Raw genomic sequence first — 1,543 nt, forward strand, 5'->3', positions numbered from 1 at the left:
TCGACGCCGCCGCCCGGACCGATCCGGCCCTGACCGACCCCGGCCTGCGCGCCGCCTTCGAGCAGTGCCGGCGGCTGCACGCCGAGCACGGCAAGACGTACTACCTCGCGACGCTGCTGCTGCCGCCCGCCAAGCGGCCCTACGTCTGGGCCCTGTACGGCTTCGCGCGCTACGCCGACGAGTTCGTCGACTCCCTCACCGATCCGGACCCGGCCGCCCTCGTGACGTGGGGCGACGCCTTCCTGGCCGCCCTGGACGCCGGTGGCGACGGCACCGAGCCCGTGGGGCGGGCGATGGCCGCGACGATGCGGCGCTGGGACGTGCCGCGCGCTCACGTCGAGGCGTTCCTGGAGTCGATGCGGATGGACATCGACGTCACCGAGTACGCGACCTACGCCGACCTGCGGCACTACATGTACGGCTCGGCCGCGGTCATCGGCCTGCAGATGCTGCCCGTGCTCGAGCCCGTCGCCCCCGGGGCCGAGGAGCCCGCCCGCGCGCTGGGTGAGGCCTTCCAGATGTCCAACTTCATCCGCGACGTCGGCGAGGACCTCGACCGCGGCCGCGTGTACCTGCCGCAGGAGGACCTCGCGGCGCACGGGGTCACGACGGCGGACCTCGTCCAGGCGCGCCGGACGGGGCGGATAACCGAGGGCGTCCGAGCGCTGCTCGCCTTCGAGGTCGCCCGCACGCGCGCGCTGTACGCGCAGGCCGAGCCGGGCATCGCGATGGTCCACCCGACCAGCCGGGACTGCCTGCGCACCGCCTACCTGCTCTACGGCGACATCCTCGACGCGGTCGAGGCGGCCGGCTACGACTCCCTGACCCGGCGCGTCGCCGTCGGGATCCCCCGCCGCCTGGGCGTGGCGCTGCCCGGGCTGGCGCGCGCCCAGGCCGCCCGCCGCCGCGAACGGCGCTGGCAGACGGCCTGAACCACCCGTCGGGAACCACGCAGGGCGACCCCCGCGCGGTTCCCGCGGGGTCAGAAGGAGAGGGCCTGCGCCCGGCGGCGGACCTCGGTCTTGCGGTTGGCCTGCATGGCCTGGACCGGGGTGCCGGGGAGGCTCTCGTCCGGCGTGAAGAGCCAGCGGATCGTCTCGACGTCGTTGAAGCCGGAGTCCAGCAGCACCGAGAGGGTCCCCCGCAGGTGCTGCAGCGGCCCCTCGGGCGTGCAGAAGTCCGCGGGGACCATGACGATGTTCCGCTCGGTGCGCCGGACGGCGAGCAGCTGCCGCTCCTGGAGCATGCGCCGCACGGCGGCGGCGTCGGTGCCCATGCGCTCGGCGGCGTCGGGGACGTTGAGCCAGTCGGTGACGAGGGTGTCGAGCTCGTCGCCGTGCTCGCGGGCGATGTCGGCTCGGAGAGGTGCGACCACGGTCCCAGCGTGCCACTGCCCGGCGACCGCGCGCGACACCCCCGGCCGCGTCCCGGCGCGCGGCCGGGTCGTGCCGCAGGCTGGGGAGGCCGCTGAGGACACGCTGGGATACCTTGCGCACCTCACCGTCACCACTGGTCACGCCAGCCCCACGGCACCGACCCGAGC

At 74.9% G+C, this 1,543-nt stretch carries 2 protein-coding genes; one reads left to right on the plus strand and one right to left on the minus strand.

The window, feature by feature from the left end; genetic code table 11:
• The coding region (locus GTR02_RS21655) for a phytoene/squalene synthase family protein (protein WP_205709804.1) at positions 1 to 932 on the plus strand (932 nt) is incomplete at its 5' end.
• Positions 933 to 982: 50 nt separating this feature from the next.
• Here GTR02_RS21655 and GTR02_RS24800 read toward each other — a convergent pair.
• On the minus strand, positions 983 to 1,375 hold the full coding sequence (locus tag GTR02_RS24800) for an Rv2175c family DNA-binding protein (RefSeq protein WP_338073982.1): 393 nt from the start codon (positions 1,373 to 1,375) through the stop codon (positions 983 to 985).
• Positions 1,376 to 1,543 lie beyond the last annotated feature (168 nt).

Source organism: Kineococcus siccus (assembly GCF_009906795.1).
Taxonomy (GTDB): Bacteria; Actinomycetota; Actinomycetes; order Actinomycetales; family Kineococcaceae; genus Kineococcus; species Kineococcus siccus.